The sequence below is a fragment of the Salinivibrio sharmensis genome, assembly GCF_001995985.1.
GTDB lineage: Bacteria > Pseudomonadota > Gammaproteobacteria > Enterobacterales > Vibrionaceae > Salinivibrio > Salinivibrio sharmensis.
Map to the genome: position 1 here is coordinate 182,035 of NZ_MUFC01000004.1, position 25,535 is coordinate 207,569.

The 25,535-nt window shown below is 48.8% G+C and carries 21 protein-coding genes; 8 read left to right on the plus strand and 13 right to left on the minus strand.

All coding sequences use genetic code 11. The features are described from left to right. Positions 1 to 66: 66 nt before the first annotated feature. Positions 67 to 1,674 (minus strand): peptide ABC transporter substrate-binding protein, encoded by a 1,608-nt coding sequence (locus BZG74_RS05725; RefSeq protein WP_077771735.1) that lies wholly within the window; start codon positions 1,672 to 1,674, stop codon positions 67 to 69. Between the two features lie 321 nt (positions 1,675 to 1,995). Between BZG74_RS05725 and BZG74_RS05730 the strand changes: the two genes are divergently transcribed. Then, complete coding sequence (locus BZG74_RS05730) at positions 1,996 to 2,616, plus strand: glutathione S-transferase family protein (protein ID WP_077771736.1); 621 nt, start codon at positions 1,996 to 1,998, stop codon at positions 2,614 to 2,616. Positions 2,617 to 2,650: 34 nt separating this feature from the next. Here BZG74_RS05730 and BZG74_RS05735 read toward each other — a convergent pair whose 3' ends face one another. Next, the gene (locus BZG74_RS05735) at positions 2,651 to 3,313 is read right to left on the minus strand and encodes a glutathione S-transferase (protein WP_077771737.1); all 663 of its coding nucleotides are present in this window, start codon (positions 3,311 to 3,313) and stop codon (positions 2,651 to 2,653) included. Between the two features lie 89 nt (positions 3,314 to 3,402). Further along, positions 3,403 to 4,038, minus strand: a complete 636-nt coding sequence (locus tag BZG74_RS05740; RefSeq protein WP_235605710.1) for a hypothetical protein — start codon at positions 4,036 to 4,038, stop codon at positions 3,403 to 3,405. Positions 4,039 to 4,103: 65 nt separating this feature from the next. On the opposite strand from BZG74_RS05740, the gene BZG74_RS05745 reads away from it, so the two are divergent. Then, positions 4,104 to 5,681 carry a cryptochrome/photolyase family protein gene (locus BZG74_RS05745; protein WP_235605711.1) on the plus strand — a complete coding sequence of 526 codons (1,578 nt, stop codon included), beginning with the start codon at positions 4,104 to 4,106 and terminating at the stop codon, positions 5,679 to 5,681. Between the two features lie 47 nt (positions 5,682 to 5,728). Here BZG74_RS05745 and BZG74_RS05750 read toward each other — a convergent pair whose 3' ends face one another. Next, positions 5,729 to 6,367, minus strand: coding sequence for an OmpA family protein (locus tag BZG74_RS05750; RefSeq protein WP_077771738.1), 639 nt, complete (start codon positions 6,365 to 6,367; stop codon positions 5,729 to 5,731). A 286-nt stretch (positions 6,368 to 6,653) separates the two neighbouring features. Between BZG74_RS05750 and yiaY the strand changes: the two genes are divergently transcribed. Continuing rightward, a complete protein-coding gene (yiaY, locus tag BZG74_RS05755; RefSeq protein ID WP_077771739.1) occupies positions 6,654 to 7,802 on the plus strand; it encodes an L-threonine dehydrogenase in 1,149 nt (382 codons plus the stop codon). 76 nt (positions 7,803 to 7,878) lie between these two features. Here yiaY and BZG74_RS05760 read toward each other — a convergent pair whose 3' ends face one another. The 4 genes from BZG74_RS05760 to BZG74_RS05775 form a co-directional block, all read right to left on the minus strand. Beyond that, positions 7,879 to 8,892 carry a 2-hydroxyacid dehydrogenase gene (locus tag BZG74_RS05760; protein ID WP_077771740.1) on the minus strand — a complete coding sequence of 338 codons (1,014 nt, stop codon included), beginning with the start codon at positions 8,890 to 8,892 and terminating at the stop codon, positions 7,879 to 7,881. Between the two features lie 149 nt (positions 8,893 to 9,041). Beyond that, complete coding sequence (locus BZG74_RS05765) at positions 9,042 to 10,133, minus strand: rhomboid family intramembrane serine protease (RefSeq protein WP_077771741.1); 1,092 nt, start codon at positions 10,131 to 10,133, stop codon at positions 9,042 to 9,044. Positions 10,134 to 10,135: 2 nt separating this feature from the next. Further along, positions 10,136 to 10,768, minus strand: a complete 633-nt coding sequence (locus tag BZG74_RS05770) for a hypothetical protein (protein WP_235605712.1) — start codon at positions 10,766 to 10,768, stop codon at positions 10,136 to 10,138. 534 nt (positions 10,769 to 11,302) lie between these two features. Further along, positions 11,303 to 13,477, minus strand: coding sequence for a TonB-dependent receptor domain-containing protein (locus BZG74_RS05775; protein WP_077771742.1), 2,175 nt, complete (start codon positions 13,475 to 13,477; stop codon positions 11,303 to 11,305). A 152-nt stretch (positions 13,478 to 13,629) separates the two neighbouring features. On the opposite strand from BZG74_RS05775, the gene BZG74_RS05780 reads away from it, so the two are divergent. The 4 genes from BZG74_RS05780 (at position 13,630) to glpD (ending at position 18,973) form a co-directional block, all read left to right on the plus strand. Beyond that, positions 13,630 to 14,322, plus strand: coding sequence for a riboflavin synthase subunit alpha (locus BZG74_RS05780; RefSeq protein WP_077771743.1), 693 nt, complete (start codon positions 13,630 to 13,632; stop codon positions 14,320 to 14,322). Between the two features lie 287 nt (positions 14,323 to 14,609). Further along, the gene (locus tag BZG74_RS05785; protein ID WP_077771744.1) at positions 14,610 to 15,473 is read left to right on the plus strand and encodes an MIP/aquaporin family protein; all 864 of its coding nucleotides are present in this window, start codon (positions 14,610 to 14,612) and stop codon (positions 15,471 to 15,473) included. Between the two features lie 129 nt (positions 15,474 to 15,602). Then, the gene (gene glpK / locus BZG74_RS05790) at positions 15,603 to 17,126 is read left to right on the plus strand and encodes a glycerol kinase GlpK (RefSeq protein WP_077771745.1); all 1,524 of its coding nucleotides are present in this window, start codon (positions 15,603 to 15,605) and stop codon (positions 17,124 to 17,126) included. 305 nt (positions 17,127 to 17,431) lie between these two features. After that, positions 17,432 to 18,973, plus strand: coding sequence for a glycerol-3-phosphate dehydrogenase (glpD, locus tag BZG74_RS05795; RefSeq protein ID WP_077771746.1), 1,542 nt, complete (start codon positions 17,432 to 17,434; stop codon positions 18,971 to 18,973). 100 nt (positions 18,974 to 19,073) lie between these two features. Here glpD and BZG74_RS05800 read toward each other — a convergent pair whose 3' ends face one another. The 3 genes from BZG74_RS05800 to BZG74_RS05810 all read right to left on the minus strand — a co-directional run bounded on the left by BZG74_RS05800 (position 19,074) and on the right by BZG74_RS05810 (position 20,968). After that, complete coding sequence (locus BZG74_RS05800) at positions 19,074 to 19,925, minus strand: EamA family transporter (protein ID WP_077771747.1); 852 nt, start codon at positions 19,923 to 19,925, stop codon at positions 19,074 to 19,076. Between the two features lie 114 nt (positions 19,926 to 20,039). Further along, positions 20,040 to 20,321 (minus strand): sll1863 family stress response protein, encoded by a 282-nt coding sequence (locus BZG74_RS05805; RefSeq protein ID WP_077771748.1) that lies wholly within the window; start codon positions 20,319 to 20,321, stop codon positions 20,040 to 20,042. 68 nt (positions 20,322 to 20,389) lie between these two features. Further along, positions 20,390 to 20,968, minus strand: a complete 579-nt coding sequence (locus BZG74_RS05810; protein WP_077771749.1) for a BON domain-containing protein — start codon at positions 20,966 to 20,968, stop codon at positions 20,390 to 20,392. A gap of 236 nt (positions 20,969 to 21,204) precedes the next feature. Here BZG74_RS05810 and BZG74_RS05815 point away from each other — a divergent pair, with 236 nt between their 5' ends. After that, the gene (locus tag BZG74_RS05815; protein ID WP_201247353.1) at positions 21,205 to 22,599 is read left to right on the plus strand and encodes a sigma-54-dependent transcriptional regulator; all 1,395 of its coding nucleotides are present in this window, start codon (positions 21,205 to 21,207) and stop codon (positions 22,597 to 22,599) included. Here BZG74_RS05815 and BZG74_RS05820 read toward each other — a convergent pair. Together BZG74_RS05820 and trhO are read right to left on the minus strand one after the other, a co-directional pair. Continuing rightward, a complete protein-coding gene (locus tag BZG74_RS05820; protein ID WP_158020632.1) occupies positions 22,578 to 24,230 on the minus strand; it encodes a diacylglycerol kinase family protein in 1,653 nt (550 codons plus the stop codon). The two genes, BZG74_RS05815 and BZG74_RS05820, sit on opposite strands and share 22 nt — an antisense overlap. 128 nt (positions 24,231 to 24,358) lie before the next feature. Beyond that, positions 24,359 to 25,339 (minus strand): oxygen-dependent tRNA uridine(34) hydroxylase TrhO, encoded by a 981-nt coding sequence (trhO, locus tag BZG74_RS05825; protein WP_077771752.1) that lies wholly within the window; start codon positions 25,337 to 25,339, stop codon positions 24,359 to 24,361. Positions 25,340 to 25,535 lie beyond the last annotated feature (196 nt).

Consider the following 25,535-nt stretch of genomic DNA (forward strand, 5'->3'; position numbering starts at 1 on the left):
AAAAAACGCCACGCGTTTAAGCGTGGCGTTGGTCTTAGTGATCGATCACTGCTTATTTAGTGGCGATCAATTTTTAGTGATATACAGGTTGCGTGTATACCGAAGCTTGTTGGGGTTATCTGTGTTATACCCGCCCACTTTCGGGCTCTTAATCACGCTACGGGTATAGAAGTACAGTGGGATCGCTGGCATGTCGCGGGCGAAAATCCGCTCTGCTTCTTGATAGTAAGCTTTGCGTTTCTCGGGCTCTGCCACTGTTAATGCCTGATCAAGTGCCTTGTCATAATCTTTGTTGCCCCAACTGGTTTTATTCATGCCATCACTGCTGAAGTAGCTAAGGAAAGTGGACGCCTCGTTGTAATCACCTATCCAGCCGTCACGGGCGACATCAAAGTCTTTTTGCAAGACTTTTTGCAAGAAGGTTTTCCACTCTTGGTTAGCCAAGTTGACATTGACAGGAAGATGCCGCTTCCACATAGACGTCACCGCTAACGCCAGCTTTTTGTGTGACTCCATGGTGTTATAAACCAGCTCAAACTCCAATGGGTTATCTTGGGTAAAGCCGGCTTCTGCTAGCAAAGCTTTGGCTTTTTGGTATCGCTCATCTTGGCTCATTTCCGCCCACTCGAGCTTAGGCGGCTCAAAGTGATTGATGGCTGGTGGCGTGGCGCTATATGCCGGAAGCTGGCCTTGACCAAGAATGATGTCGGTAATGATATTTCTATCGATCGCATACGACAAAGCCTTACGCACTCGTACATCGTCAAAAGGCGGTTTCTCTGTATTAAACAAGTAATAATAGGTCGCCAAAGACGGCATAGTGATCAACTCATCAGGGCGTTGCTCTTTGATTTGATCATATTGTTCCAAAGGGAAACTCGAGGTGATATCAATTTCACCGGTACGGTAACGGTTATATTCAGCGTTGACATCACTGGAGGCGACATACGAGGTTTTATTAATGACCGTTTCGTCGTTATTCCAGTAAAGTGGATTACGCGCCAAATCAATACGCTCATTAATGACCCAGTTGGTGAGGTTATAGGCGCCAGAGTTGACCATATTATCTGGGCGCGTCCAGCTGTCACCAAAGGCTTCTAACGCGTGCTGTGGTACCGGATAAGTGGACGAGTGAGTGAGCATATTAGGGAAGTAGGGCGTACGGCGCTCAAGGGTAAATTCCACCGTGTGATCGTCGATAGCTTTCACACCAAGCTGTTCGGCGGGTTTTTCGCCGTCGGTGATCGCTTTGGCATTTTTGATATTGGCCGTGCCTAGGTACCACGCATAAGGCGCGCCAGTGACCGGGTCAACCACACGCTTTAGTGTATAAACCACATCGTCGGCGGTAATGGGCTCACCGTCAGACCATTTGGCTTCGCGCAGATGGAACGTATACGTTAGCCCGTCTTCGCTTACTTCCCATTCTTTCGCCAAGCCAGGCACCACGTCGCCATTTGGGTTACGCACCATCAGTCCGTCAAACAAATCGGAGATGATTTTATTGCTGGCAGTGTCACTGGATTTGGTGGGATCTAACGTGGGCACTTCTCCCGCTACGCCCCAGATAAGTGTCTGGTTCTCAGCGAGGGTAACGTCATCAGGAACTTGCGCGGCAAATGCCGAGCCGCCTAACGCGAGTGCTAACGCACCGGCTAATAGCGTTGTTTTCATAATCCTTCCTTGGTTGAGTGTTTTGTTAATAAGTCTTAACAATCAATAGATTAACGCCGATGCCTAGGCAGGCCAATACATAATGAAAGAAATGTGACATCACTGGATAAGCTTACCGTAATTCTGACTGTCTGTTTCAGAAGGAAACATCATAAAACGCTTAAAACGAGGTGCAACCTGTTGCTCTTGCGATGAATAATGGGCCAAGTATCGAGGTTTTGGGCCTCAATGCCCGATTACTTGCTATGGCTAAAAGATTATGCGAGCCTCAAAGGCGCAACCAAGCAAGGAAATGCTTTATCGCGTGACAAGGAGAGTTAAATGAAGATTTATGGGCATCCGCTATCGATTAATGTTCAGAAAGTGATGTGGCTAATCGATGAGCTAGATTTAAATATCGCGCTAGAAGAAGTCGATATTCACCACAATCGGCACGATGCGCAAGCGGTCGCACAGCGGTGTCCGATGCGCCAAGTGCCCGTGCTCGAAGATGGCCCCAACAGTGTTTGGGAGTCGCATACCATATTGCGCTATCTCGTGGCATGTTACGGGAACAAAATGTGGTACCCCGATTGTGCGTTTCAACGCTCGTGTTATGAGCGCTGGATGGATTGGTGCCTGTCTTCGTTTCAGCCAGTGATTAAGGCTGCGTTATTTACGCCTTCAGCAGATGGCTCGGAGGCACGCCAATCACAGCAGCGAGCGTGGGAACAATGCCGCTATGAGCTGGATAGAATCAATGATGCGTTAGACGACCAGCGTTACCTTACCTGCGATCGGATGACACTGGCAGACATCGCAGTAGGTAGCTTAATTCACCACCTGAGTCAGAAAAGTGATTGGGGACTGCCGCCCAATGTCGAGCGTTGGTATCAGCAACTGGCAGAGCGCCCCGGTTACCAGCGCTGGGTGATGCAGGCAGCGTCAACACTGCCCGCATGATTTAACGACTGAGCTCGGCAAGCGTTTTAGCAAGTTACAGCGCTTTGAGTGGGCCGACGACACATAAGGCGTTTTGGTAACCCGGTTGTTGCTCAACGTGTTCCAGATACCGAAGAATATTAGCGTGCTTTTGAGCATCCAATTGCTTGCGCGCCGCTAATAGCGGAAAGCTCATTTGAATGTCTGCTGCTGTTAGCGAATCCCCACACAGCCATGTATGTTTAGCGAGATGTGAATCAATCATCGCAAAATGGTCGCGAAGCTGAGGGGCCAAGAACTGCTCTGTCACCCCCTTCATCAGTTTTCTGGCGATAGGGCGAATAAAGAATGGCATCGGCGATTCAGGGATCTTACTAAAAATCAGAGACATCACCAGCGGCGGCATCAGTGACCCTTCCGCATAATGCATCCAATAGCGATACAGGCCTTTTTCTTGGTCAGTGCTAGGGGTTAGCGTGCCATCGCCGTATTTGTCGATTAGGTATTCAATGATCGCCCCTGACTCAGCGATGACAACATCGCCGTCTTCGATAACAGGCGCTTTTCCCAAACTGTGTATTTGCTTTAACTCGCGGGGCGCAAGCTTGGTTTTTGGGTCACGTTGGTGACGCACCAGCTGGTACGGAATCGCAAGCGACTCGAGTAACCAGACAATACGCTGCGACCGCGACTGCTCTAGATGATGTAAGGTAATCATAATGGACCGTTTTTTGACTGTAATTTAAAAATTAGGCTCGGGGTTAACGTACGAATAGAGCGCTAATTCGATCAACAGCTGTCATGAGATCATTGATTTACAGAAGGCAGCACCTGCCCCTCAATACGAAGTTCAGGGCTGACCGATTGGATCTTGGTGCCACGGATATACAGGTTACCACCCACATAGATGTCTTCAGGGATGCTCTCGATGGGAGAGTTAGTCAGGTACAAGTTTCCCTCGACGAATAAACGGCGCGGCAATTGGGTGAGCGGTGTGTTGACGAGGCTCAAATCACCCCGCACGACCAAGTTTGGTGGCAGGCGGGTAATCGCCGTATTGGTGAGGTTGATATAGCCGCCGACTTTCATTATCGGTAGTTGTCGAATCGCGGTATTGGCGGCATTAAAGTAGCCACCAACATCGAGACCACGAGGGAGTCGGACAATATCACTGGCTTCGATATCTAAGTAGCCTTTGGTTTTAAAGCCGGCAGGTAGTGCTGTAATTGGAGCGAATCGAAGTTTTACATTGCCGTAATTGTCGATGTAACCGTGAAAGCGAAGATCTTGAACAAACTGACTGGCCGGCTCATTCATGGCGAGTGCGGGGTAAGCCACTATCATTGTAATTGGGAGTAGGCAAAGCCCGACAAAGAATGCTTTCATCGCCTCGCAGCCGCATGGGTTATCAATACTGGCTTTAATGTAGAGGGTTTTAGCCAATATTCAAGTACCCGCTGTGGTTAATCATCTAAAATGTGGTTTGCTGCGTAACGCTTAGGGTTTATTTGACAATTATCGAGGTGCCAGTGACCAACAGCCAGTATTCAACATTGCGTCTTGTGTTGGGAGATCAGCTTAACGCCAGCCACTCATGGTACAAACAGACCGATGAAAAGGTGCTGTATCTTGTTGCCGAGCTTAAGCAAGAAGCGAGCTATGTTAAACATCATATTCAAAAGGTCAGTGCATTTTTTGCTGCCATGGAAGCGTTTTCCCACGCTCTGAGTCAAGCAGGTCATCACGTTTGCTACCTAACCTTGGATGACACCCAACACTACGATGACTTACCGGCGTTAGTGATTGATCTGTGCGAGCGCTATCAGATCAAAGCTTTTGAATATCAACGGCCGGATGAATACCGACTCTGTGAGCAACTCGCTGGTATGTCTCTCCCTCAACATGTGGCGAAAAAATGTGTGGATACTGAACATTTTCTGCTGCCATATGATCAAATATCTAAACAGTTCACTGCCAATAAACATCGTAAAATGGAGTACTTTTACCGCGATATGCGTCGGCAGTTCGACATTTTGATGGAGGGTGATTCGCCTGAGGGCGGGCGCTGGAATTATGATCAAGACAATCGTAATAAACTCAAAAAAAGTGATATAGCGGCTATCCCAACCCCCTTAGTATTTAGCAATGATGTACGCGATATTTTGGCTCGTATTGAACGACATCACGTGGCCACGATCGGAGAGCCAGCGCCAGACTTGCTCTGGCCTGTGACCCGTTCACAGGCTAAATCTTTGTTGGAGCACTTCTGTCGTCACTGTCTGCCCCTGTTTGGTCAATTCCAAGACGCTATGACAGGGCGAAGCGAGCACCAGTGGAGCCTCTATCACAGCCGTCTATCCTTTGCGTTAAATGCCAAGCTATTGCACCCGATGCAGGTAATCGAAACCGCCATCGCCCACTTTCGCGCCACCGATGACGTTAACTTGGCGCAAATTGAAGGGTTTGTGCGGCAAATTTTAGGCTGGCGAGAGTATATACGCGGGGTATATTGGACCAATATGCCTGCGTACGCCAATAAAAACGCATTATCCGCGCAGCGACCCTTACCCCGTTTTTTTTGGACGGGCGATACCCAAATGCGGTGTGTTTCACAGGCCATCTTACAATCCTTACAAACCGCGTACGCGCATCATATTCAACGATTAATGGTAACAGGCAACTTTTGCCTATTAGCGGGTATCGCGCCGGATGAGGTAGATGATTGGTATTTGTCGATTTACATCGATGCGATTGAGTGGGTTGAGATGCCAAACACCCGAGGGATGACACAGTTTGCCGATAATGGACTCGTCGCAACCAAGCCTTATGCGGCTAGTGGTGCCTATATCAATCGCATGAGCGACTATTGCAGTGACTGTCACTATTCCGTGAAAGAGAAAGTGGGAGAGCAAGCTTGCCCGCTCAACGCGCTTTATTGGCACTTTATGCACCGGCATCGCGAGCGATTTGCGCATAATCCGCGGATGGCCATGCCTTATAGAAATTGGGACAAAATGGAGCAGGCCCAGCGCGATGGTATCTTACGTCATGCAGACGCGTTGCTCGATAATTTAGATGCTTTGTAGTCTGGTTATTCGGCGCGCTCACGTGCGATGAACGCGCCGACGCATGATTACTGGGTATTAGGCACGACTTGGATCTCGACGCGACGATTCAAGGCGCGGTTAGAGGCACTGTTGTTCGCGACCAGGGGACGGGTTTCGCCAAAGCCTGATGTATACAGGCGCGCGCTATCAATCGATTGACTTGCGAGGTAACGTTTGACACTCATTGCTCGGCGCTCTGACAAGCGTTGGTTGTATGAGGCGGCGCCGGTGTTATCCGTGTGCCCTTCAATGCTTAAAAAGGTTTTATCGTATTTACGCATCACGTTAGCGACGGCATTGAGGGTAGGATAAAAGTCGGCAGCAATGGCGTCTTGGTCAAGCCCAAAGGTGATGTTTGACGGCATAATCAGGCGAATATTATCCCCTTCACGAACCACCTGAATGCCAGAGCCGGCCAACTCCTCACGGAAAGCTTGCTCCTGTTTATCCATGTAGTTGCCGACTGCAGCGCCCCCAATGGCCCCAATCGCGGCGCCAATAAATGCGCGCTTATCTTTGTGGTTGGAGGTTGATTTACCCGCGATAGCTCCAGTAATGGCCCCAATGGCTGCGCCTTTTTGGGTATTAGACATCGATTCACACCCGGTGAGAGCCAAAGATGCCGTCAATACTGCCACAGCGGTGAGTTTGTATTTTTTTTCCATTGTCTTCTCTCTGTTTACGCGTTAGCTACCATAACCTATCGCACGTTAGACAGTGTTCTTCAAGAAAGTGTCAAAAAAATGAATTGTTGCTGCCGTTTTAAACAATATCGTGCGCACCGATGACATAACTCTCAGTTTTGCCTTTTTATCTCTGCATCCTGCCAAGCGAATTGCGCTGGATCAAAATGTGACGAACAAACCACGTGTTACAAAAAGGCATCAAATCAAAAGGGGAGCATCGTCTTTGTGCCACCCCCTATTATCCCTACAAAAGGAGCCAACGATCATGTCGAGCACTTTCTTTATCCCAGCCGTTAACCTAATGGGGGCCGGGTGCCTTGCAGAAGCCGCAGACGCGATTCAATCTCATGGATTCAAAAAAGCGCTGATCGTCACAGACAAGGTGCTAAATCAAATTGGCGTGGTAAAACAAATTGCGGGGCTGCTTGATAGCCGCCAGGTTGATTGCGTGGTCTATGATGGCACGCAGCCGAACCCGACCACCGAAAACGTGGCGCAAGGACTGGCTCTGCTACAAGAGAATCAGTGTGATTGTGTGATTTCACTCGGCGGTGGTTCACCACACGATTGTGCAAAAGGGATCGCCTTAGTGGCAACTAATGGCGGGCAAATTGGTGATTATGAAGGAGTGGATCAGTCTGCCAAACCTCAGTTGCCGTTGATCGCAATCAACACCACAGCGGGAACGGCATCGGAAATGACGCGTTTTTGCATTATCACTGATGAGGCGCGCCACATTAAAATGGCGATCGTGGATAAACACACCACACCTATCATTTCGGTGAATGATCCTGAGTTAATGTTGGCTAAGCCTGCCTCATTAACGGCGGCCACAGGTATGGATGCGCTCACTCACGCGATTGAAGCGTACGTGTCTACTGCAGCGACACCGATTACCGATGCAGTGGCGTTAAAAGCGATGACGTTAATCCAAGATAATCTTCGCACCGCCGTGGCTGATGGCCAAAACATTGAAGCGCGCGAACAAATGGCGTATGCCCAGTTCATGGCGGGCATGGCGTTTAACAATGCGTCCTTAGGCTATGTCCACGCCATGGCTCACCAACTCGGCGGCTTTTATGACTTGCCGCATGGCGTATGCAATGCCGTATTGCTACCTCATGTTCAGCGCTTTAACGCGCAGGTTTGCGCTGAGCGCTTACGTGATGTCGCCACCGCGATGGGCGTAGATACTGAGAATATGACTGCCGATGAGGGCGCGAAAGCCGCCATCCAAGCGATTCAGTCGCTTTCAACGGATGTGGGGATTCCTGCTGGATTAAACGAATTAGGCGCCAAGCAAGAAGATATTGATGTGCTAACCGAAAATGCGCTGAAAGATGCGTGTGGCTTCACTAACCCGAAACAAGCAACACACGACGAAATCGCCAAGATTTTCATGGAAGCCATGTAACACAGCTCAAAGCGCACCGCTCCATCATCAAGCAGGCCTGAGTTATCAGGCCTGCTTTCTTAGTGAGAGACCGAGGTTAATCGCTGCGGTCTTCCACTTCGGCGATTTGGTTTTGGCAAGTTTGTCCACTCAAAACGGTTTGAACGTTGGTTAACGTCGTCTCGGCGATATTGTGCAGTGCCTCTTTGGTCAAGAACGCTTGGTGGCCGGTAATTAGCACGTTGTGACAGGCAGAAAGGCGCCGGAATACATCATCGACAATGACATCATTTGACTTATCTTGGAAAAACAATTCACGCTCATTATCGTAAACATCGAGCCCCAATGACCCGATTCGACCTTGTTTAAGCGCCTCTATCGCTGCAACCGAGTCGAGTAGCTCGCCCCGACTGGTATTAATCACCATCACCCCATCTTGCATCTGCGCAAAGGCGTCGGCGCTGAGCAAGTGATAATTATCTTGAGACATCGGGCAGTGCAGGGAAATAATATCGCTTTGGGCATACAGCGCTTCTTTCGAGACATACTCAGCACCAAGCGCAATGGCTTCGGGGTTTTCGTAGGGATCATGGCAAAGCAAGCGCATACCCAAACCCTTTAGAATGCGCATGGTAGCAATCCCAATTTTTCCTGTACCGATAATCCCGGCTGTTTTACCGTGAAAATTAAACCCAACTAAACCCTCTAGCTCAAAGTTAGCATCACGGGTGCGTTGGTATGCTTTGTGAAAGCGGCGGTTGAGGCACATCATCATCCCAACCGTATGCTCAGCGACCGACTCAGGCGAGTAAGCCGGGACACGGACCACGGTAATGCCTAGCGACTTGGCAGCATCTAAATCGACACGATCGTATCCCGCGCAACGTAATGCAACTAAATAAACCCCTGAATCAGCGAGAACTTCTAAAACGGGCCGAGAAAGGTCGTCGTTCACGAAAGCACAAATCGCTTGTGCACCTTGCGCCATCTTGGCGGTTTTTTCAGTGAGTAAGAAATCATGGAATTCAAATGTATAATCAAACGCATCATTCACATGAGAGAAGGCGGCCTTGTCATAAGATTTGGCGCTAAATACGGCAATGGTCGTCATTAACTAGCCTCCGAAGCTGTCGAGGAGGAAATGTGACGTGTATCAATAACGTGATTTCCATCAAAAATAAACCCCCAGATAGCATGGAAATGGGGGTTGAAGAGAAATGCATTGCGACTTGAACCGACGCGATGCGTATAGCGTGTCATCTATGTGCGTTTAATTTGTGCAAACTCGCTATTTATCAATCGCACCAGAGGGTTTGCTTGCCATACTTTTTCTTTAGTGGCTAGACCGATCCCCAAGCCAATCACAAAACCGCCGATGTGCGCTGCGTAGTCGACACCCATCTCACCGGAAAGTGCTCCCAAAAGATTAAAACCCAGCCAAATAGCAAAGAACCAAGCGGCGGAGAGCTTGCGCTGATAAAAGAAGAACATAAACGTTAAACTAGCATTGCGGAACCAAACAAGATAGATACCAAATAGCCCCGCTATAGCACCACTTGCTCCCAGTGCGGGGATAGCACTGCCTATATGAGCAACCATGCTTATCAGTGACGCGCCTAAACCGCAGAGCAAGTAAAGCATGAGGTACTTTTTATGGCCGAGTATATCTTCTATGTTGTCCCCGACAACAAAAAGAAAGTACATATTACCAGCGAGGTGCATTAAACCACCGTGCAGAAATGTCGCAGTCAGCAGAGTATAGAGCTTTTCTCCATGGCTGACTTCGTTTGCAACCATTGCAAAGTTGTCAAGGACATAATGCATACTGCTGTCATTCGCTGCATAGGTTAGAAAAATGAGAATGTTAATAGCGATTAATGACCAGTTTATCCATGGTTTGCTTTGAGGTTTGATGTTGTACTCAACAGGCATTGCCGTGAGCATTTGAAATAAATACGTTTTCCAGCTGATTTTTTGGTTGAGATGATCGAGCGTTTCTTTTAGTACAGGGCTTTTCTCTACCGCTTCTAGCTCTTCCTTGTCTATCCAGCTCCCGTTACATTGCCGACACACATCAATCTCGACATGAAAGTTTTCCAACAAGTGGTGGCGTGTCATATGCTCGTCACATTCTGGGCAAGCGAGTTCGGTGTCAGCGATCCAATCACCAAAACGCTCGCTGAAGCATTCACCCACTGGCCCATCATTGACTTCTTCAATCATACGATTGACTTCCATCTTCTCAAACCAGAGCCCCCCGCAGCCACGACATACATCAATCGTTTCCCCCTGATACTCGGTCGCGAGTAGCTCTTGGTTTTTACACTTTGGGCAATTATTACGCTTGGTCATGATTACGTTTCCTTCAGTGAACCGATTTCTACGCCTTTCTCACTGAGTTCCTTTTTCAAATGCTCAGCACTGCGTTTTAGCTCGGGTAATGTTTGTTCTCGAAGTTTCTTCACCAATTGTTTAAGCTGCTTGCCTGCATAGTTGGCACCCAACGCTCGTCGTTCGGCTCTATCCATTAAATTATCGGAATGTGAATAAAATCGGCGAGCCTGAGTGATCAAGGAGCTCGGTGTTTCTAACGTTGTTGGGTTGTATTTCATCGTTTCCCAAACATATCGATCGAGAGGGGGACGAAAATTTTTGATTTCTTGTAATGGACGACTACGAATTAGAAATTCATCGGCATAGGCTTCAATCGCATCGGCGTTGTCGGCAAGCTCAGCATGAAGGGATTGACGTAAGTAATAGTTATCCTCCATTTTACTATATGCATCAAAAGTTAAGGCTTGCTCCAAACCACTTTGGGCGGCCAAATAGACACCCACTATTGTTGATATGATCATAAATAGTTGACTAAGCCAAAAGCCTGTGTTTTTTAATTCTTGATTATCTAATTTCTTTACTAGAGGTGTCTTCTCTATTTGGGAGTTAGGTGCATTTTCCTCAGACTGATCCGGTGATCGTTCGTTAGCCATGTTCATTATCCTTCGGGTATTGATACTTAGTCATAGACAGAAAATTAACCACGCTATGATATGAGTGTTAACACCGAATTTGTAGGTACAATTAGACAGAATTTGAGGCTGAGTCGAAAAATATGCTAATTAGAGCGATTACTCTGCGTTTCTATTCGATACTCCATTTAGCATGGTCGGATAGAGTAATGGCAAAATGTGAGGTAATCCGTGAGTAGAACTCCACGTCTTCTGTGCAAGCGTAACTGCATGACAACCGTTTCGTCTGTAAGTAGCTGGAGTGATATCTGAGGATATACCTGTACTTTCCGCCGTGTTTTAAGCAGCGATAACGATCGAAATAGGGCGAGAGCACCATGTTATTAAAACATTCGATTCATCGGTCTTAGTGGATTTTGTGAAATACTATAAATGGGCGCCAGTTTTACTATTGATGCTGGGTGATTGAGCCGATTGAAAAATGTTGGCTCGCTTCGATGTAATGAAAAAGCCGAACGTGTGTCCGGCTTTGCGAATTGGGCTTATCTCGCTTGGTTAAAAACGCATCGTGGCATTAATGCGGATATCTCGACCAGCGGCTGGCACACCGGCAGATAGATAAGGTGTGTAATACTGATCGGTAAGATTAACGATGGTCGCGCGTAGCGTGAAGTCGTCACGCGGCGCCCACTCTCCATAGAGGTTTTGGAAGAAGTAAGCGTCGCTCTCCACATTTGCAGTATACAAAAAGGAGTTCTCTGGAAGACGGTCTTGCTCATCCCAGTATTGGCCTTGCCATCCGAGTTGGACGGTTTCCGTTAATTGGTGTCCAATCCCTAACTTGGCATTGAGTGGTGGGTTTTCATACCAGTATTCGTCGTTGCCGGTGCTATCGCGCAACGAACCTTTGTGTTTACCTCTCACCATGGAAACAGACGCGTCTGTAAACCACTTGCTAAGACGATATTGCAGTTGTGCGTCGAAGCCGTAGGTATATCGTCCGTCCAGGTTGGTGTAATAGCCCTGTTTTTGTGTGGTCGCATTGACACCTCGGCGCTGAGCAACATCATGAATAATGTCATTCCAGAATAGTGTGACTTCGGAGGCGAGATGATCGCCTGCAGTCAACACATTTTGACGTTTATCAGACAAGCCCAACAGATACGCATTGATACGCGTGACGGAAAGGTCGTGGCTTGAAGATGCCCGTTTTGAGGCCTTGGCATATTGCACCGTATATAACTCGTCAATGGTTGGCGCTTTCATGCCATAGGCATAAGCCGCTTTAAGCTGTGTTGATGCACTGACATCATAAGTCAGTGCAACACGGGGCTCCCAGCCTTGGTGGCTGATAGCGCTGTAATCATGGCCGACTGATGGATCGTTGTAATCAGGCGCTGGGTTTGGCACACCTTGTGATCGAATATGGGTATAGCGAAGTGAGGCGGTGAGTTCGAGATCTGGGGTAATAAAGTACTTATCTTGTACAAACACACTGGCTGTTTGTTGCGCGCCCGATGGTTCAAAGTTGGGTGTGTAGTAGCCGTTGTTTTTCGATGGCTTTTTACGATACGTGTGGTTGTAGACGTGCGAGTCTCGATTTTGATCTTGATACTGGGCCCCGATCATGACTTCGTGATCACCGAGGTAACTGGTATTGGTGATCTCGGCAAACCAACGCTCATAGGACAACCAGACTTGGTGGCCGTATTGGCCTGATGTGATGTAAGACTGATAGGTACTATCTGGGCGTTCCCAATAGCGATGGTTTTGTGAATGCGCGATCACGACACGGGTGTCGATATTGTCGTTAAACGGTTGGTAGTGATAATTCAACGTACTGGTATATTCGCGATAGTGATTATCTACTGAGGTGGCGAATAATGCGGCTTCGTAGCTACCATATTTATTGATTTTGTAATCACTAATTGAAGGCATGGCGCCGCGACGATTCGCCCACGGCTTTCTCCCTTGATCGTCATAGCGGGTGTGGCTGAGCATCATATTGTGCGCGTTTGACTGGTAGCGAATCTTACCCAGCAAACTGTGTTGACGGTAGCCAGAGAACGTAAAGACATCCCCGTTGCCCAGTTCGATATCATCGGCATCACGTCGAGAGCCGTGCAACAGCACTGACCAGCCAGCGTCAGAAGCACCATAAGTGGTCACACTACGCTTCCATTGTTGGTTCACACTGTTGAAGCCGGCTTGCGCCATCGCGCCAATCGACGAGTCAGGGTCAAGAAAGTCAGCCGCTTCTTTGGTTTCCATGATAAAGCTGCCACCAAAAGCCCCCACACTGGCACGCACATTATGATCGCCTCTTACCACGCGCACGGATCGTAGTAACTGAGGATCGATGAAAAAGCTACCATAGCGATACTGTTGAAAGCCAACGGGGGCACCATCGACCCGAACAGACAGTGCCGAGGGATGCGAGAAGCCCCACACATTGATACGTTCACTGCCTGGACGTGCGCCAGCGTCGAGTGAGACGCCAGGCATTTTCATTACCAATTCTCCGATATTATGCGCCTGTTCACGTTGAATATCGTCTAGCTCTAATGTCGACTTTCCGGGTGAGGTGAGGGTGATAGGGTGGTTTAATTGCTCACCTTGTATCTCGATAGTTTCAATGCGGCTAGAAGAGGAGTCTGTGGTCGCACTGGCGGTTTGAGCACTAACGGCAAAGGCTGCCAAAACGGTAAAACGTAGAGAGCGATATGGCATATTGATACTACTTCACTGACGTATAAAAGCGCGCACTATACGTCAGCTCTGGGTAACTAGCAATGCTAATGAGATTGATTATCAATTATGAGTGTTGGTTATTTTTGTTGCCAAGCAGTATGATACTGGGAAATACTCAATAGGATATGCCCATGTTTACTGGAATTATTCAAGCGGTGGCAAATATTGAAGTTTGCCGCGATCATCAAGGTATTCGAACATTCGATATTCGTTTCCCAGATGGCTTTTGTGAAGGGTTAGCGGTTGGAGCTAGTGTCGCCATCGATGGTGTGTGCTTGACAGTGACTGAGCAGCTTGAAAAGACGCTGGTTCGCTTCGATGTAATGGTACAAAGCCTCGCCATCACGACACTAAAAGATGTTAGAGCGGGAGATGAGGTCAACGCTGAACGTGCCGCGAAAGATGGCGCCGAAATTGGCGGGCATCCGTTATCAGGGCATGTTGATTGCCGTGCGACCTTATCCGATGTGCTGGTACAAGAAGAAAACTATCGTTTGCGCTTTTCGGTACAGCCTGAATGGATGCGCTATGTCTTTTCCAAAGGCTATATTGCCATCAATGGTGCCAGTTTGACCATTGCAGAGGTAAGTAAAGAACAAGGCTGGTTTGATGTTTGGCTGATTCCTGAGACACGTCGCATGACAACGTTCGAGCGAAAGACAGTAGGGGCTCACGTCAATATCGAGATCGAGCGCCAGACGCAAGTGATGGTAGATACCGTACGTGAAACGCTCAATGAACAGCTGGGTCCCTTGTTACCCGTACTTGAATCGCTTGCGAAAGAGCAAGGGATTGACTTAGATACCATCGGCCTACCTAGATAACGTCTAATTAACAACTAGATAACGACAGCCAGACATTATAAAACTGCTAAAAGGCGAAGTGTACCGCACTCCGCCTGCCCTCCAAGCTTCCAACATCCCTTTGCCCACTTTGTGCGCGAACCTGCTCAAATGATGATGTGGTTAACAAAAATGTCAGTATTGCGACATAAATTTATGCTCGAACGCTCATTTTTGTTGTGAGTTTGTTTTCGAGATGCTGTGATTATGCAAAATGATAGTGTGGTTTTGAACGTGTAACCCTACTAACAGTGATAAGGATAATCATCATGAAAAAAGCATCGTCGACTCTATTAGGAGAGTGCGTGTCCGAGTTTATCGGCACGGGCTTACTTATCTTCTTTGGCGTGGGCTGTGTAGCGGCATTAGTGCTCACCGGGGCTGACTTTGGTCAGTGGGAAATCAGTATTGTGTGGGGGTTTGGTGTTGCTATCGCCATTTACTGCACTGCAGGGGTGTCGGGCGCCCATATTAACCCTGCCGTCACAATTGCACTTGCCGCGTTTCACGGTTTTGATAAGAGTAAAGTGGTTCCCTACATCATTTCACAAATGCTCGGTGCGTTTGCCTCGGCTGCACTCGTATACAGCCTTTATAGTAACCTTTTTGTCGAGTTTGAGCTGGCAAACAACATTGTGCGCAGTAGCCCAGAAGCCTTATCAACCGCAGGGATCTTCTCTACCTATGCGCATCCTGCGTTGTCGTTTACTGGCGCAATGGCGGTAGAGTTTGTCATCACTGCGGTATTGATGTTTGGCATTCTCGCACTGGGTGATGAAAACAATGGTGCGGCACGCGGTCCAATGAACCCACTGCTAATTGGTATTCTCATCGCCGTGATTGGCGGCTCTTTGGGTCCACTAACTGGGTTTGCGATGAACCCAGCGCGTGACTTTGGTCCGAAGCTTTTCGCTTACCTCGCCGGATGGGACTACGCCCTGACGGGCGCACGTGATATCCCATATTTCATCGTGCCTATTGTTGCCCCTATTTTGGGCGCGTGTTTTGGCGGTTGGCTGTATCCGAAAGCGATTGCCCCGTATCTACCACAAGCAGGTCATGGCTGCACGATCCCCAACCAGTGTGACGATGATGAGCTGGCTGAAACGGAGACGCGAGAAGTCAACGCATAACCTAGCACTGTGTGCAATGGCACTCAGCATTAAATAAAGCAATGCGCGACATTGAGCAATGTGCAATGACACATGGCGCGAAATGTCGCGATACAGACTAAAATAAGAGAGATAGAAGGAAACCCTATTATGTCAGCGAACAAGTATATTGTTGCTCTCGACCAAGGCACTACCAGCTCACGTGCAGTGGTTATGGATCACGATGCTAATATCGTCGGTGTATCTCAGCGCGAGTTTACGCAAATATATCCGCAAGCGGGTTGGGTTGAGCACGATCCCATGGAAATTTATGCCACCCAAAGCTCAACGCTGGTGGAAGTGCTGGGCAAAACCGGCATTCGTAGCGATGAGATTGCCGGGATCGGGATTACTAACCAACGTGAAACCACGGTTGTGTGGAACAAAGAAACCGGTAAACCCGTTTACAATGCCATCGTGTGGCAATGCCGCCGTACTGCTGACATCTGTCATGATTTGCGCGAGCGTGGATTGGCGTCTTATGTGCGTGATAACACTGGGTTAGTCCTTGACCCTTACTTCTCTGGCACCAAGGTGAAATGGATCTTGGACAATGTAGAAGGTGCGCGCGAAGACGCAGAAGCCGGTAAACTGCTATTCGGTACTGTGGATACTTGGTTGGTATGGAAGATGACCCAAGGGCGTGTGCATGTGACTGATTATACTAACGCATCGCGCACCATGCTTTTCAATATCAATGATATGTGCTGGGATCAAAAAATGCTCGATGAGCTTGGGATCCCAGCTTCAATGCTCCCTGAAGTGCGCCGCTCTTCCGAAGTCTATGGGCAAACGAACATCGGTGGTAAAGGCGGTACGCGTATTCCTATTGCGGGGATTGCGGGTGACCAACAAGCAGCTCTATTCGGACAAATGTGTGTTGAAGCTGGCCAAGCGAAAAACACCTATGGAACGGGCTGCTTTTTGCTGATGAACACCGGGCAAGAGAAGGTGACATCGAACCATGGCTTGTTGACTACCATTGGTTGTGGCCCGCAGGGCGAACCATCCTATGCGCTTGAGGGCGCGGTCTTTATGGGTGGTGCTTCGATTCAATGGCTCCGTGACGAGCTAAAAGTGTTGGAAGACGCCCATGACTCTGAATACTTTGCCACCAAAGTTGATACATCGAATGGCGTGTATGTTGTCCCGGCGTTTACCGGTTTGGGGGCCCCCTATTGGGATGCCTACGCTCGCGGTACCATTGTGGGGCTGACCCGTGGTGTAAACTCTAACCATATCATTCGCGCAACCCTAGAAAGCATTGCCTATCAAACGCGTGATGTATTGGATGCCATGCAGGCGGATTCAGGTATTAAGCTTGAAGCGTTACGTGTTGATGGCGGCGCCGTTGCGAATAACTTCTTGATGCAGTTCCAAGCCGATGTGCTCGACACCGACGTGCATCGTCCGGAAGTGACAGAAGTCACCGCATTAGGCGCGGCGTACCTTGCGGGTATGGCGGTCGGTTTCTGGGATGGCCTGGATGAGCTAAAAGATAAAGCCAAACTGAACCGAAGTTTTGAACCGCATCGAGACGAAGAAAAACGCAATCGTCGCTATCGTGGTTGGAAGCGAGCAGTAAAATGCGCACAAGCGTGGGCTGAGCTGCATAATGAAGAAGAAGATGTGTAAGCCTAATATCACCCTTTTATAATGAAAGGCGCGTTTTCGCGCCTTTTTTCATATTGCCTTTTCGCTGTTCGATTGTTCGTGTTCCTCTCTTAAACTGCACTTTTTCTCCGCCTATTAAAGCACTCTCTACCTTTTAGACGGTTTTTTAGTTCACACGAACGCCTTTTTCGTAACATTTATTCTACACTTGTCACAGTCAATAATAATTTTTCGAACATATATAGTGACCGAAAACGAAAGTTGATATACAGTTATACTCATCAGTTAATGCTCGTTCGCTCATATTTGTACAAGGTCGGATAAAAATGACTACGCATAATTCTCATCAAGACGCACTTCTCGATATCCTCGTGGTTGGGGGCGGAATCAATGGTGCCGGTATCGCCGCTGATGCGGCGGGTCGTGGACTCAACGTGGGTCTGTACGATGCCAAAGATTTCGCCTCGGCCACTTCATCCGCGAGCTCGAAGCTTATTCATGGTGGATTGCGCTATCTCGAGCATTATGAGTTCCGTTTGGTCTCGGAAGCACTGGCCGAACGTGAGGTACTGATCAACAAGGCCCCCCATATTGCGTTTCCGATGCGTTTCCGTTTGCCTCATCGCTCGTATCTGCGCCCAGCTTGGATGATCCGTTGTGGCCTATTTTTATATGACCACCTCGGTAAGCGCTCAACATTACCGAGCAGCCACAAGGTTGACTTGCGTAAAACTGGCTACATGAACAAAGACATGAAAGTCGGGTTTGAGTACTCAGATGCTTGGGTGGATGATGCGCGTTTAACCTTACTCAATGCGCAATATACGCGTGAAAAAGGGGGAGAGGTACGCAATTACTGCCAAGTGGTCGCGGCAGAGCGTGAAAACACGATTTGGCGAGTGACGCTAGAGGACGCACATACCGGTGAGCGCTTTGAGCGCAAAGCCAAGGCATTGGTGAACGCCACTGGCCCTTGGGTGAAGCAATTCTACGATGACAGTCTCCACGAAAAATCGCCTCGTGGGATCAAAATGATCAAAGGCTCTCACATCGTCGTACCGCGTATTCATCAAGACCCACAAGCGTATATTTTACAAAATAATGACGGCCGCATCGTATTTGTTATTCCGTACTTAGATAAATTCTCACTCATTGGCACCACGGACGTCGAGCACAAAGCCGATCCGCGTGAAGCGAAAATCGATGATGCTGAGATTGATTATCTTGTCGATGTGGTTAATCAGCACTTTACGCATCAAATCCAGCCTAGCGATGTGATTTGGAGTTATAGCGGTGTGCGACCATTATGTGATGATGAATCGGACTCTCCACAGGCGATGACACGCGACTACACCATAGAGTTGGAACAACAAGGCAATCAAGCGCCGCTGGTTTCCATCTTTGGAGGTAAGCTCACCACTTATCGTAAACTGGCGGAATCTGCAATGCGCAAACTCGAGCCATTTTTTGACAAGATGGGTCAGCCTTGGACGGCTAACGGTGCGCTTCCCGGTGGTGATTTCAGCTGCACACGTGATGAGCTTGCCCTGTCGATTAAACAACGTTATCCGTGGTTAAGTCACCACACGGCGCAGCGATTTGTCGATACCTACGGTACCCGCACACATCAACTGATGAGAGGTTGTCACAGTGAAGCGGATATGGGTCATCAGTTTGCTGAGGATGTCTACCAAGTAGAAATCAACTATTTGGTACAGCATGAGTTTGTTCAGCACGCGGAAGATGCATTATGGCGACGTACCAAGCTTGGCCTCTATTTGACTGATGAGCAGGCTGATGCGATTAGCCAATACATCGAGCAGCAGCGAGTCAAGGTACACGCACTGCCATTAAGTGAAGCAAGCTAACACCCGGTAAAGTGAGCCGTTTAAAGAACAAGATGCGATGACGAAAAAGAGCGCCGACCCTCGGCGCTCTTTTCTATTGGTTGATGTTAGTGTCTTTTCGTTAATGCCTTTTAGCCGATAACGTACTGCCTAGTGATGCGCTGATCACCATGCCAATAGCGAGCCATTGACGCAGAGCCAGTTGTTCATCGAGTACGAGCAGCCCGGCCATGGCGGCAACAGCAGGCTCTAAACTCATCATCACACTGAAGGTTTGTTTGGGCATGTTGCGTAACGCAATCATTTCCAGAGAGTAGGGAATAGCACTGGAGACAAGCGCGACAGCGATTCCCAAGGGTATCAATTGCCATTGAAAAATTGCACCTTCAGTCGCAATATAGCCCGCTGGTACGAGATAAAGGGCAGCAACGCTCATTCCTAAAGCAACCGTCCCGCCGCCTGGCGCTAAATTCCCTGCCTTTTGTCCAAATAGAATATAGCCAGCCCAACAGCCACCCGCTGCTAGCGCGTAAGCAACCCCTTTTGGATCCAGGGCATCCACGCCTGACAAATCGGGGAGGAGGGTGATAACACCGCCTACGGCGAGCACGATCCATAGACTGTCTCTAGCGCGGCGGATAGAGAGCAGAGCGACTAATAAAGGGCCTGTAAACTCTAATGCGACGGCAATACCAAGAGGAATGGTTTCGATTGAGAGGTAAAGCAACATCATCATGCCGCCCAGGCAGCTACTGTAAACAGCGATGGCGCGCCAGTGTCGCGCGCGTGGCCACTGACGCCATGGGCGAAATACAAGCCATAAAATAAGCGCTGAAAAGCCAACGCGTAGGGCAGTGGTTCCGAGGGGGCCTACAAGAGGGAACAATTGCTTAGCAAAGGATGCGCCAAACTGGATGGCGCACATGGCACCGAAGACACTCAATATCGCCACAAAAAGTGCACGAGCCTGCATAATCCCTCCTTTTAGTAAAATAGAGCTATTACCTTAACATAGAGACAAAAAAAAGCCGCTCCGATGAGAGCGGCAAAGATTTTGGAGCGAATTGTCTCAATCCTAACGAGTTCGCTAGAATTTTTGTTTGGCTGAATCGTACGCTTCTTTAAGGGACGTTAACGCTTGTTCAGCCCCTTGTTTAATGTCGTCCCACGCATCGTCACTGGCATGTTGCAGCTCATTAATGCGCGTTTTGGCTTGCTCTTTTCTTGCGCGCAAATGCTCAATTGACTCTCGGTACTCTGCTTTCGCATTCGCCGAGGCAACGTTTGCTTTTTCTTCAAGCTTATCAATTTCTTGATTCCAGTCGTGCAAGCGATTATGTAGCTTATCTATCATCTCTTGGCGTTGCATAATACCTCCTATTAAAAGGGCCTAAGTCTACGCACAGGCGATTAATTAGTGGCGAAACGCCTTATTGTTTAGGCATTGCCTTCGACGTCGAGTTCATCAATGACTCGCTCAACGTCTTGGGCGTTCTCGGCCATCAGAACTGCCAAATCGCGTGCTGCGTCACTTTTCACTTCGCCTGATAAGGTTGCGACGCCATCATCGACGGAGACATCAATATTGGTTCCACTAATGTCGGGATTCAGCAGCAAGCTTGTTTTAAGCGCTGCGCTGACTTTGGTGTCAACGACGGCTTGGCCCAAGTCGGCTGATTGACTTGCAGGTTGTGACACGGTGAGCTCGTTTCTCACCTGACTTACCCCGTCAATCTGACGCATCAAGCCACTGGCTAAGCTCTTGTCGAGCTCGGTATCTACTTTCCCGGTTAAAATGACCACGCCTTGCTCTACATCTGTGTTGATATCAAAATTATTGAGGTTAGTGTTCACCATCAGCATCGACTCGGCTTTCCCATCAATCCACGCGTCTTTGGCTTCATTTTGCCAGTCATTGGCGCTGCTCGCTGCAGAGACAGATGAAGCGCCAAGCGCAAGCGCTAACCCTAATGATACAAATAAAGGATGAAATCGACCTTGTGGAGTCGTCTTCATTAAATCCTCCTTTTTCAATGAGTGTGAGCAACGTTGTGGCGTTGCTAGGTCTAATAAAAGCGAAATCTATGCCACTTTTAAAAATATCTAAAAATCAGAAGCTTAACTATGTTATGATGAATTGAATATTTTTCTATTTAGGTAATTTTTTCTTATATAGGGTAATTATTACTTAATTGCTAGGGTTGGATATGGCAGTCTAGAACAACAAAACGCTTGGAAGGAGTGCGATGTATATGTCTTGCTTGTTCGCTTATTTACCTCAATCGTCAGATGCCTCTTTGCGTCAGATGCTAAAGGTGGCGCTTAACGCGCGAGCTACGAACGTGGTGTGCTTTGATACGTTAGCCGCACTGTTGGAATCGTGTCAGCTTGATGGCCCTGACTGGGTCGTATTAGATGTTGATACCAAGGATGGCGATATCGATGAGCTGCTCACCATCATGACACGTGTCACCCACGCGCAATGGGTGTTATTGACTGATGGTGCGCCCTTTCCTGCTTGGAATCACCACGCCCAAGACATGGCAGCGATGGTATTTCGTCGTCCTATCGATAAGCAGGCCTTCCAGCGTCTCGTTATTGATCAGGTTTACAGTGAGGATCGAGGGCAATCACAGGGTACCCCCGTTATGACTAGCCAGGCGGATCAATACGGCTATTTATTGGGCTCGTCAAGCCCGATGCAGGCCCTGTACCGCCAGCTTCAACGACTGGGCCCAACGAAAGCGAATGTGTTTATCATCGGTGAGAGTGGGGTGGGCAAGGAGCATGTCGCAAAAACACTCCATGGCTTGGGTCGACCGACTGACATAGGCGAGATGGACATGCGAAGCCAAGGGGGGGATGCCCCTTTTATGGCGGTCAACTGTGGGGCGCTGAGCCCAGAACTGATCGAAAGTGAGTTGTTTGGTCATGTCAAAGGGGCGTTTACTGGCGCGCATCAAGATCACCAAGGGATTTTTTACCAAGCCGAAGGGGGAACGGTGTTTCTCGATGAAATAACGGAAATGCCCCAGTCGCTGCAAGTGAAATTATTGAGGGTGCTGGAGTCAGGGGAATATCGCCCGGTTGGCTCGACACGCAATCAACAAGCGAACGTGCGTCTCCTGGCCGCCACCAACCGCGATGCGCGAGAGGCGATTCAGCAAGGCAAGCTGCGTGAGGATATTTATTATCGCTTGGCACAATTTGTGGTGACGGTTCCGCCATTAAGGGCGCGAGGCGATGACATTCATGCACTGACCACGCATTTCCTCGCTGAATTGAATTTTAATCATCAGACAACCGTGAGCATTAGCGATAACGCGCTCGAGCACGTCCAGCGCTACCATTGGCCAGGGAATGTACGTGAGCTTAAACATGCTATTGAGCATGGCTTTCTATTGAGTAACGGGTGCATTGAAGTCACGGATCTACCCGCTAGCGTGATGGTTGATGATCCGTCGACAGCAGTTGAGACGCTTGCGCTGCCAGAGGGAATCAGTCTCGATGAACTCGAAAAAGCAGCGATTTTACAAACACTCGCACGCTATCAAGGAAACCGTCAGCGTACGGCTAAGGCGCTTGGGATCAGCTCTAAAACCTTATACAACAAACTCCAGCAATATCATGCGTTATCGTCTGATTGAGCCGTATCAGGCAGAGGCGGAGACAGGATCGCGAGTGATTGAGGCTGCGCGTCAATCGTCAGTTTTCGGTCGCGATATAGCTCACCGTCAATGACATAATCAATGACGGATGTGGCACGTATCGAAACGCGTGTCACTTGTTGATAGTGAGTAAAGCGGCCTAACCGTGTTTCAAACAGGCTCGAGAGTGCTAACTCCATCAGGGACAATGCGGTATCTGTTTTGGTGGTGCTTGCGGTGAGCCAAGTGACATCGAGTTTGCCGTCGGCGTAATTTGGCTGGCCTTGCCCTTGTGCCAATAAGGTTGTCATTGGCGCGGCATTGGCGATCACCATACTGGTGGTGCGGATCAATTGAGGCGCTTGCTGGTCGAATTGAACGGTGAGATCGATGGCTTGATTTTGACTGGCGGCCCCAAATAAACCCTGCAAATACGCCCACTGGCCTAATTGATTTTTTTGCTCTCGAGCGGCGTGGCGAATCATTTGTTGTTCAAAGCCGACGCCCACGACTAGCAACGCCACTTTGCCGTTACAGCGTGCGGTGTCGATAGTTCGAGGTGTCCCATCTAAAATCACATCGCAAGCGGCATCAATATTTAAAAATTTGGTTTTTATCCCCCACAGCGCATGGCACAAGGCATTTGCGGTGCCAAGCGGCAATACGCCTAAAGGGATTGCGGTGTTAATCAGTGCTCTCGCAACGGCGTTTACTGTGCCATCTCCACCGGCAGCGATCACCACATCAGCCTGTTGTGAAACAGCGCGGCAAGCGAGTTGATAACTGCGACGATTATGGCGTGTCTGATGGACGACTAACCGATACCCGTCACCTAAATAGGCCTGAATATAGTCGCGGTGCTTACGCCATTTCTTTCCACCTGCGGCAGGATTAGCAATGATCCAAGCAATGGGACGCGCCAACCGCAACGCACCGCTTTGCTGAAAACGCACCAAAGCGCGGCGCTGGCGTCGGTTCAAGTGTGCTTTAGGGCGTATTGTTTTGATTGCGTCCAGTACCTCATCAAGCGTTTGTTGAGGGGAAAGCGCCCAAAGGTAGGCGGCCACCACCATCACGGACCGCCCGCGTCCTAGTGCACAATGTACCACTACGTTGTGTCTGGCTTGTCGCTGCTGATGCAGCCACTGCAACGCGCGCATCAGTTGGCTACGCGAGGGGTAGGCGTGATCTAGAACGGGCACAGATAGATAGGCAACAGTCTGTGATTGGGTGAAGCGGTCGACGCTTTCAAACTCAGCGGTGACATCTAATATTCCATCAATACCTTGTGCTTGTAGATCGGGTATGTCTTGATGGGTCAGGCGGGCACCGACATATAGCCCAGGAGCAACTTGCTGGACGGGCGGTGTGATATCACGTTTCCTCGCCCAACGATTATACAGGTGAGTAAAGGCAAAAAATGGCGCAAACACCCACTGACTGATGCGAGGCAACTGCCCAGATTGGCGTTTGCGAAAAAGGCGAGGCTGGTTGCGCCAATAAGCGATGCTGACGGTGAAAAACGCTGCCGCGCACCATGCGAAAAGCAAGGTAAGAAGGAGGTTGGGCATCCACCAGCTGACCGTGAATAAACACGCGGCGACCAAGCTATAAAAGGGACCAATCAACACGCTTATTCACTCCTTGTTATCCGGCAGAAACGGCATCGTTAAACAATCCAGTTGTTACTATACGTTAGCCCGACCCAATCTCATAAAATCATAAAAAACGGCACGTCTGACGTGCCGTTTTTGTCTGATTATTTATCTTGGTTTTGACGTTGGCGCCGGAATTTTTTCATTGCGCGACGTTGTTCAATGATCTTTCTCGCTTCACCGCCGACGTGCTGTTCACCGCGTTCTCGTGCAAGTCGGACTTGGTACTCTCGCTCTCGAAACGCTGCCTTTTGGGCGTCGGTGTGTTTGTCGATGCATTTAGGGCAAGAGACGCCTTGCTCATAGTGTTCGCTTTCCATGTCCGCTTGCGTGATGGGCAGGCGACAGGCATTACACATTGCGTAAGACCCTCGCTCCAAATCGTGATTAACAGCTACACGGCTGTCGAAGACATAACACTCACCGTTCCACAAGCTTTCACTCTCAGGCACTTCTTCGAGGTACTTCAGGATCCCGCCTTCTAGGTGATACACCTCATCGAAACCTTTCTCTTTCAAAAAAGCGGTCGATTTTTCACAGCGGATCCCACCAGTACAAAACATAGCCACTTTTTTATGCTTCGTCAGATCAAGCTGCTGTTCGACATAGTCAGGGAATTCACGGAAGCTATCTGTATGTGGGTTAATAGCCCGCTCAAAGGTACCAATCTCGATTTCGTAATCATTACGTGTATCGATCACTAAAACGTCTGGATCGCTGATTAATTGGTTCCATTCTGTTGGCTTGACATAGGTGCCCACGCTTTGGCGCGGATCAATGCCTTCAACCCCCATGGTCACAATTTCTTTTTTGAGTTTTACCTTGGTGCGACTAAATGGCTGGCTGTCTTCGAACGACTCTTTATAGTCAATATCCGCTAGGCGTGGATCGTTTTTAAACCACGCAAATAGCGCATCCATGTTTTCTCTTGTCGCGGCCACTGTGCCATTTATGCCTTCTTGGGCGAGAAGGAGTGTGCCGCCGATTTGGTTGGCTTCCATGACTTCAAGCAGTGGTGCTTGCAAAGACTGATAGTCGTCGAGTGTGACAAATTTATATAAGGCACAAATGACATATTTAGACATCTTGTTTCCTCTTGCTGGCTGGAGCGTAAATCCAGTGCATGGGTGGTGTGTATACGTGAGCGCGGAGTATAGCGAATGCCACTGACGCAAAACACCGGATAAAAGTAAGGTTAAATGTCGCGCTCGCTGATAGTAGAACACGTCAAGCACGCTACTTCGTGTTCAAATCAAATTGCATTGATAGTTATTCATTATT

Excerpts from the sequence above, each read along its gene's own strand:
- BZG74_RS05725 (WP_077771735.1), bottom strand. The coding sequence starts at position 1,674 with ATGAAAACAACGCTATTAGCCGGTGCGTTAGCACTCGCGTTAGGCGGC.
- BZG74_RS05730 (WP_077771736.1), top strand. The coding sequence starts at position 1,996 with ATGAAGATTTATGGGCATCCGCTATCGATTAATGTTCAGAAAGTGATG.
- BZG74_RS05735 (WP_077771737.1), bottom strand. The coding sequence starts at position 3,313 with ATGATTACCTTACATCATCTAGAGCAGTCGCGGTCGCAGCGTATTGTC.
- BZG74_RS05750 (WP_077771738.1), bottom strand. The coding sequence starts at position 6,367 with ATGGAAAAAAAATACAAACTCACCGCTGTGGCAGTATTGACGGCATCT.
- yiaY (WP_077771739.1), top strand. The coding sequence starts at position 6,654 with ATGTCGAGCACTTTCTTTATCCCAGCCGTTAACCTAATGGGGGCCGGG.
- BZG74_RS05760 (WP_077771740.1), bottom strand. The coding sequence starts at position 8,892 with ATGACGACCATTGCCGTATTTAGCGCCAAATCTTATGACAAGGCCGCC.
- BZG74_RS05765 (WP_077771741.1), bottom strand. The coding sequence starts at position 10,133 with ATGACCAAGCGTAATAATTGCCCAAAGTGTAAAAACCAAGAGCTACTC.
- BZG74_RS05770 (WP_235605712.1), bottom strand. The coding sequence starts at position 10,768 with ATGGCTAACGAACGATCACCGGATCAGTCTGAGGAAAATGCACCTAAC.
- BZG74_RS05775 (WP_077771742.1), bottom strand. The coding sequence starts at position 13,477 with ATGCCATATCGCTCTCTACGTTTTACCGTTTTGGCAGCCTTTGCCGTT.
- BZG74_RS05780 (WP_077771743.1), top strand. The coding sequence starts at position 13,630 with ATGTTTACTGGAATTATTCAAGCGGTGGCAAATATTGAAGTTTGCCGC.
- BZG74_RS05785 (WP_077771744.1), top strand. The coding sequence starts at position 14,610 with ATGAAAAAAGCATCGTCGACTCTATTAGGAGAGTGCGTGTCCGAGTTT.
- glpK (WP_077771745.1), top strand. The coding sequence starts at position 15,603 with ATGTCAGCGAACAAGTATATTGTTGCTCTCGACCAAGGCACTACCAGC.
- glpD (WP_077771746.1), top strand. The coding sequence starts at position 17,432 with ATGACTACGCATAATTCTCATCAAGACGCACTTCTCGATATCCTCGTG.
- BZG74_RS05800 (WP_077771747.1), bottom strand. The coding sequence starts at position 19,925 with ATGCAGGCTCGTGCACTTTTTGTGGCGATATTGAGTGTCTTCGGTGCC.
- BZG74_RS05805 (WP_077771748.1), bottom strand. The coding sequence starts at position 20,321 with ATGCAACGCCAAGAGATGATAGATAAGCTACATAATCGCTTGCACGAC.
- BZG74_RS05810 (WP_077771749.1), bottom strand. The coding sequence starts at position 20,968 with ATGAAGACGACTCCACAAGGTCGATTTCATCCTTTATTTGTATCATTA.
- BZG74_RS05815 (WP_201247353.1), top strand. The coding sequence starts at position 21,205 with ATGTCTTGCTTGTTCGCTTATTTACCTCAATCGTCAGATGCCTCTTTG.
- trhO (WP_077771752.1), bottom strand. The coding sequence starts at position 25,339 with ATGTCTAAATATGTCATTTGTGCCTTATATAAATTTGTCACACTCGAC.